The sequence below is a fragment of the Moorena sp. genome (genome assembly GCF_982860115.1).
In genome coordinates this window covers 21,296-27,774 of record NZ_CEYLVT010000032.1, presented here as the reverse complement: position 1 = coordinate 27,774, position 6,479 = coordinate 21,296, and the positions used below count along the sequence as shown (strand labels likewise).

The window sequence follows — 6,479 nt, the reverse complement described above, 5'->3', positions numbered from 1 at the left end:
GCTGAAGGCTGTTCGCGTAGCGTGGCCAAAGGCCAAGGCTGAAGGCTGTTCGCGTAGCGTGGCCAAAGGCCAAGGCTGAAGGCTGACCGCTGACCACTGACCGCTGACCACTGACCGCTGATAACTTTGGAGGATTTATTGTAAAAGCTCTATCTGCGGTTTTATTAAAATTGTGCTCAAATTGAAACTGACCCACGATTGAGCTAGCCTCAGAACTGCCATGGAAATTCTAGAAACCGTAACGTTTGATGATGCAATGGCATTCACCGAATCGATAATGAGCAAAATGGTAACAGGGGAACTAACATCGCCAGAAATGACCGATGCGATCGCATCCTTAGTCAAAACCAAAAATGGAGCAAGAGGCTTCTTTGTCACCTACCTTACCAGTGAAAGCACCTTAGCCGACAATCCATCACCAGAGGTGATCACAGCTCTAGAGTCATCCCCCGAAATCGTAGCGGAACTGTTAGTCAAAAATTTAGCTATGTCAGCCGCAATGGGATTGAACCATCGCCGCAATGGTAAAGAAGACATGGCTCAAGGATCAGACCGAGTGCGATCGCGTAGTGCTAATCTCATTAAACAACTAAATATGCCAAGCCTGTTTGACATTGCCCAACAGTTAAGGCAAAGCGCCCTTACCGGAGTTGGTCACTACCAAGAATTTCTCCAGCGCTGGAGATACGATTCTGAACAAAAACAGGTAATCTATCACGCTTTATCTGACATTCTTGACGAATAAGTAAAGGGATGTTTTTGACAATCGAAAAATCCAAATAACAATTAATAGGAAATAGCAATTTAAAAATTGTTATTTCCTATTTTCTCATCTCATCATGCCTACTTTCTAATAGTATCATCGCCAATGATCAAAATTCTTCACCTATCTGACATCCACATGGGTAGTGGTTTCTCCCATGGACGAATCAACCCTGCTACTGGAATCAATACACGTTTAGAAGATTTTGTCAATACCCTAGCTAAATGCATTGACCGAGCCATTACCGAACCTGTGGATTTAGTGCTTTTTGGCGGTGATGCCTTTCCCGATGCCACACCACCACCTTATGTTCAAGAAGCCTTTGCCAATCAATTTCGCCGCTTAGTAGATGCAAACATTCCTACAGTTTTATTAGTAGGAAATCACGACCAACACTCCCAAGGACAAGGAGGTGCTAGCTTATGTATTTATCGCACCTTAGGTGTGCCTGGATTTGTAGTAGGGGATAGCATCAAAACTCATAAGATTCAAACTGACAATGGTTTGGTACAGGTGATTACTCTACCGTGGCTAACCAACTCCACTCTTCTTAGTCGCCCAGACACCGAAGGTTTAACCCTAGCCGAGGTTAACCAACTCCTGATCTCACGGCTTGAGCCAATCTTAGAAGCAGAAATTCGTAAACTTGACCCAAACCTGCCAACGGTTTTGTTAGGTCATTTAATGGCAGACCAAGCTAGATTTGGTGCAGAGCGCTTCCTCGCCGTTGGTAAAGGTTTTACTATTCCGCTCTCGCTGCTGACTCGACCCTGCTTTGATTATGTAGCTTTAGGACACATCCACCAACACCAGAATCTCAACCACTCCAATGACCCCCCAGTCATTTACCCTGGCAGTATTGAGCGGGTCGATTTCAGTGAAGAGAAGGAAGACAAAGGTTATATCATGATTGACCTGTCCAAAGGTCATGTTCAGTGGGAATTTTGTCCCTTGTCAGTGCGTCCCTTCCGTACCATTGAGGTCAACCTTGCTGAAGCCGATGATCCCCAAAGTAGTTTACTAAATGCTATTGGTAACGAAACGATTAAAGACGCTATAGTCCGGCTGATTTACAAGCTACGTTCTGAGCAGCTCGACCTAATTGACAATACTGCGATACATGAATCCTTGAGGCCAGCCCACCACTATACCATTCGTCCAGAATTAGTCAGCCAGCTAGCTCGTCCCCGCTTGCCGGAACTGGGTATAGGTAACAGTATTGATCCCATGGATGCCTTATCCACATATCTAGAAAATCGGCAAGACCTCAGAGATATTGCTGCAGATATGCTAGAAGCTGCAGAATGCCTATTAGAGAAAAATCGGTAATTGGTAATTAGCTATTCGCAGGAAAACTACCACCGATGAAGTGGATATCACTGAAGGTTTCGATCCACAGACGAGCGCCACAATCGAGTGGGTGATCTGGCTGATAGACAATTCGACATGGACCGAGGATTTCTACCTCGTTTCCGTATAGATTGTTGCCGCTTCGTTTTACTGAAATCACTGGCTTCCGGTCTTTGGGACTTTTGTGCATATTCGAGCCAATGTGATTACGGTTGACATTGATCTTAGCTAGAGCCGGAGGACGATTTTTACGCCACTTACCCTTTGGGCCACGTCTACCTTTAGTAATTTGAGGCAGATTATTAAACAGGGGAATAATCCAGAATTTACCGCTTTTATAAGCACCCCGGACGCGACCGGAGCTTAGGAGTTGTCGCAATCGTCTAGAGGAGATTCCTAATATAGATGCCGCTTCAGTAGTACTAACACACTTGTTCATCAGTTTATTTTTTTAAACTATTCCGATAAAACTATAATAATATAAAATTTGTGGAATGCCAAATCATGGGGTTCTATTAATTAATGCATCAGCCCTCAGCACTCAGAAGATTCCCTGAATAACATTGAGTGTAATTAGGGCTATCATTAGACAAATCAGGTCAGTTGGAATAATTGGTTGGGACTTTTGGAATAGCTAAAAATGGCAATCAGTGCTACTGTAGGATGCCATACTGTTGCGCTAGTTATCCTACATGGTTGAATCAATACCTAAGCAAAACTACCGTGAAGATCCAGGGTCAGCCATCGTAGGCTTCACAGGTCAACAGTTTCAGCAACAGCTGCTTGACAAAACCTGAGTAGACATCTGTTCTAACTCCTGATTAACCTGATGGTTTGTGCAGCATAACTGGTAACGCTCCTAACACCTGATGCAATGACAGCACTGCCCATTCCCCACCAACCTTCAAGTTCAACCAATAGCACCAACTCCTATGCTGGTGCTAAGAAAAACCCTGTGTCCACCCTCAAAGAACTGGTGGCACGTCTTTATCGAGAACAGCACAAGGTTCAAGATTTGTTAAGCTCATTGGGGTTTGCCTTACGCAGCTTCAACAATCTCAATCAGTTTTTAGAGTTAATTCCTCTAATGGCAGCACGGGTCAGTGATGCCGATGGGGGAGCTTTAATCCTGTTCAATCGAGATGGTCAGGTACAACGCTCTGACCTACACTACCAGAACCCTCAGGTGGGTCAGACTATTCGTAAAGCGATAGAAAAGACCACCCACCAAGTCACAAGTCCTAATGGCCAAGGGGGGAATTCTAACCAGACACCAACTTCTTTGAAACTAGTTCAGGCATCCTTTGATAAACTCTTGAGGGATTATCTTGAACCCAATATCCAACTGTTTAGTCTTCCCATTCTGCTTAAAAATGCTGAACAAGGACATTTGTATATCTTTAGCCATGACCCACAATATAACTGGACACCGACACGACAGAAGTTGGTAAGGTTAGTGGCTGACCAAACTGCAGTAGCGATCGCTAATGATGAACTTAAAGTTGAGCTACGCCATAAAGAACGCTTAGATCGAGAGTTAGAAATTGGTGCCGATATCCAAATCCGCCTACTACCGCGCCAATGCCCTGAAATTGAAGGGGTCGAATTAGCGGCTTTCTGTAAAACCGCTAACCGTGTCGGAGGTGACTACTACGATTTCATTCCCACCAACTACGACCAGCTCGGACCGAAAAACTCCGGGGATAGTCATCTCAATGATGACCACAGTGCTTATTTACCTTGGAGCATTGTGATTGGTGATGTGATGGGAAAAGGGGTTCCAGCTGGGTTGATTATGACTATGACCAGGGGAATGCTGCGGGCAGAAGTGCTAAACGGTCACTCCCCTGCACGCATTCTCGAACACTTGAACCGGGTTATGTATGTTGACTTGGAAAATTCCCACCGGTTCGTTACCTTGTTTTATTCTGAGTACGACCCCAAAACCAAGATTTTGTCCTATAGTAATGCCGCTCACAATCCCCCCTTGTTGTGGCAGGCATCAACCCGTTCTATCAAACCCTTGGATACGGCAGGGATGCTGATTGGTTTAGAAGTTGATTCTCAATACGAAGACTCTCACGTGCAGCTAGATTCAGGGGACACCATTATTTACTACACTGATGGGGTGACCGAGGCAGCCAATCTCAATGGCCATCGCTTTGATGAGGACAATCTAACCCAAAGCTTCCAGTGGGCCTGTGAACATAGTTATAGTGCTCAGGAAATTTTAGATTACCTATTTGAGCAAGTGCAGCAGTTTACTGGTACAACAACTAACGGAGATGATATGACACTGGTCGTAATGCAGGTAAAATCAAGGCTTGAGTAACAGATTTAAGGTATAGGAAATCATAGCAATGGTGATTCTAGGCATACAAGCAGTAATAGTTCCGTTCTTATGCGTTAGCGATTGGACTGATGTCTTGGGATGGCTGAACTCTCAGTTACCCATCGATGGACTAGTTTTGGCTCAAACTATTGAAGATCCAGATGTACTTGGTCAAATCAAGACCGCGTGGCAAAACTTTATTGATTCTGGTCAGGCTGCGGCGCTGGTGATTGGTTTAGTTGTTGGTTACTTATTCAGAAATCTAACTTCGTTTAACTAAATCTAATTTCGTTTAACTAGTCTTTTAACTAGTCTTTTGTCCTTTATCTTGTTTCCAAAACTGTGACTGAGCAAAAAACCTGGAGTCAGCGATTTGAATCAGCGTTACATCCAGCAATTGCTTGCTTCAATGCCAGTATCGGCTTTGACATAGAACTGATTGAGTATGACATTACTGGTTCTGTGGCTCATGCCAAGATGCTTGCCCATACTGGCATTATTTCTGAGTCGGAAGCTCAGCAGCTAGTAGCTGGCTTAGAACAAATCCGCTCAGAATACCACCAAGGAAAATTTAACCCTGGTGTTGATGCTGAGGATGTACACTTAGCTGTAGAACGCCGCCTAACTGAACTTGTGGGTGATGTTGGCAAGAAGCTACATACAGCGCGATCGCGTAATGACCAAGTTGGTACGGATACCCGACTCTACCTCCGCGACCAGATTGACCAGATTCGTAGCCAGTTACGTAACTTCCAAGAGGTCTTGCTCAATCTGGCCATTGCTCATGTTGAAACCCTGATTCCTGGCTATACTCATCTGCAACGGGCTCAGCCAGTCAGTTTAGCCCATCACCTGTTAGCTTACGTAGAAATGCTAGAGCGGGACTGGCAGCGTTTAGGGGAAATCCGACGGCGGGTCAATATCTCACCCCTCGGTTGTGGAGCCTTAGCAGGGACTACTTTCCCCATTGACCGACATCATACCGCCAAAACCTTGCATTTTGAAAGAATTTATGGTAACAGCCTCGATGGAGTAAGCGATCGCGACTTTGCCATTGAATTCCTCTGTGCTGCCAGTTTGATCATGGTACATCTGAGCCGATTTTCAGAAGAAATCATTCTCTGGTCATCTCAGGAATTTGGCTTTGTTACCCTAAAAGATAGTTGTGCTACTGGTTCGAGCATCATGCCCCAAAAGAAAAATCCTGATGTTCCCGAACTGGTACGAGGTAAGACTGGTCGTGTCTTTGGTCATCTACAAGGGTTGTTAGTTTTGATGAAAGGGCTACCTTTGGCTTACAACAAAGACTTGCAAGAAGACAAAGAAGCACTGTTTGATAGCGTTAACACTATCAAAGCCTGTCTCGAAGCCATGACCATTCTCTGGCAGGAAGGGTTAGAATTTCGTACCGAACGTCTAGCATCAGCAGTTACTGAAGATTTCTCTAACGCTACCGATGTCGCTGACTATTTAGCCTCAAAAGGAGTTCCGTTTCGGGAAGCCTACAATCTGGTGGGTAAGGTGGTCAGAGGTTGTTTGGCATCCGGGAAGTTACTAAAAGATTTGAGCCTCGAAGAGTGGCAAGCGTTGCATCCAGCCTTTGAGGAAGATATTTATCAAGCCATTGCCCCGACTCAAGTCGTCGCTCGTCGGAATAGTTATGGTGGCACTGGTTTTGACCAGGTTAGGCGAGGGATTCAGGATGCATGCGATCGCCTAAATTCCAATAATGATTGATCGCTAATTTATCTCTAATATTAGATCTTGTCGTTCGCGTAGCGTAGCCCTTCGGGCTAATCGCTCAAGCGCGGAAGCTGAGGCCAAAAGCCACGCTACGGTCACGCTTCCGGAGCGTAGCGTGACCGTAGGTCAATCTTGCGCCAGTACAAAAATATTTAATAATAGGGAACTTCGGAGTGGGAAACTTCGGATCAGAAGTAAGATTTTTTAGTTAGTTTTTGGCTTCAAACATAATTTGACTTTTGTTTATTCCAATAACATAACCTTGACTTATTCTGACTCGAAGCTCCTGAC

7 protein-coding genes are annotated in these 6,479 nt (G+C 44.9%); 5 read left to right on the top strand and 2 right to left on the bottom strand.

The window, feature by feature from the left end:
- Window positions 1-196 (bottom strand): hypothetical protein (locus tag AC4II3_RS08175; protein WP_490722803.1); only part of this gene is annotated, 196 nt, incomplete at its 3' end.
- 24 nt (window positions 197-220) lie between these two features.
- On the opposite strand from AC4II3_RS08175, the gene AC4II3_RS08170 reads away from it, so the two are divergent.
- Together AC4II3_RS08170 and sbcD are read left to right on the top strand one after the other, a co-directional pair.
- Window positions 221-745 (top strand): hypothetical protein, encoded by a 525-nt coding sequence (locus tag AC4II3_RS08170; RefSeq protein WP_488014010.1) that lies wholly within the window; start codon window positions 221-223, stop codon window positions 743-745.
- Window positions 746-868: 123 nt separating this feature from the next.
- Complete coding sequence (gene sbcD, locus AC4II3_RS08165) at window positions 869-2,092, top strand: exonuclease subunit SbcD (protein WP_488014012.1); 1,224 nt, start codon at window positions 869-871, stop codon at window positions 2,090-2,092.
- 7 nt (window positions 2,093-2,099) lie between these two features.
- Here the strand turns inward: sbcD and AC4II3_RS08160 are convergent, their stop codons facing one another.
- Entirely contained in the window at window positions 2,100-2,552 is a 453-nt protein-coding gene (locus tag AC4II3_RS08160; RefSeq protein ID WP_488014014.1) for a helix-turn-helix domain-containing protein, read from the bottom strand.
- A gap of 435 nt (window positions 2,553-2,987) precedes the next feature.
- On the opposite strand from AC4II3_RS08160, the gene AC4II3_RS08155 reads away from it, so the two are divergent.
- The 3 genes from AC4II3_RS08155 (at window position 2,988) to argH (ending at window position 6,182) form a co-directional block, all read left to right on the top strand.
- The gene (locus AC4II3_RS08155; RefSeq protein ID WP_488014016.1) at window positions 2,988-4,445 is read left to right on the top strand and encodes a GAF domain-containing SpoIIE family protein phosphatase; all 1,458 of its coding nucleotides are present in this window, start codon (window positions 2,988-2,990) and stop codon (window positions 4,443-4,445) included.
- A gap of 28 nt (window positions 4,446-4,473) precedes the next feature.
- Window positions 4,474-4,725 (top strand): hypothetical protein, encoded by a 252-nt coding sequence (locus AC4II3_RS08150; RefSeq protein WP_488014018.1) that lies wholly within the window; start codon window positions 4,474-4,476, stop codon window positions 4,723-4,725.
- Between the two features lie 62 nt (window positions 4,726-4,787).
- Window positions 4,788-6,182 (top strand): argininosuccinate lyase, encoded by a 1,395-nt coding sequence (gene argH / locus AC4II3_RS08145; RefSeq protein ID WP_488014020.1) that lies wholly within the window; start codon window positions 4,788-4,790, stop codon window positions 6,180-6,182.
- Window positions 6,183-6,479: the final 297 nt, after the last annotated feature.

Excerpts from the sequence above, each read along its gene's own strand:
- AC4II3_RS08170 (WP_488014010.1), top strand. The coding sequence starts at position 221 with ATGGAAATTCTAGAAACCGTAACGTTTGATGATGCAATGGCATTCACC.
- sbcD (WP_488014012.1), top strand. The coding sequence starts at position 869 with ATGATCAAAATTCTTCACCTATCTGACATCCACATGGGTAGTGGTTTC.
- AC4II3_RS08160 (WP_488014014.1), bottom strand. The coding sequence starts at position 2,552 with ATGAACAAGTGTGTTAGTACTACTGAAGCGGCATCTATATTAGGAATC.
- AC4II3_RS08155 (WP_488014016.1), top strand. The coding sequence starts at position 2,988 with ATGACAGCACTGCCCATTCCCCACCAACCTTCAAGTTCAACCAATAGC.
- AC4II3_RS08150 (WP_488014018.1), top strand. The coding sequence starts at position 4,474 with ATGGTGATTCTAGGCATACAAGCAGTAATAGTTCCGTTCTTATGCGTT.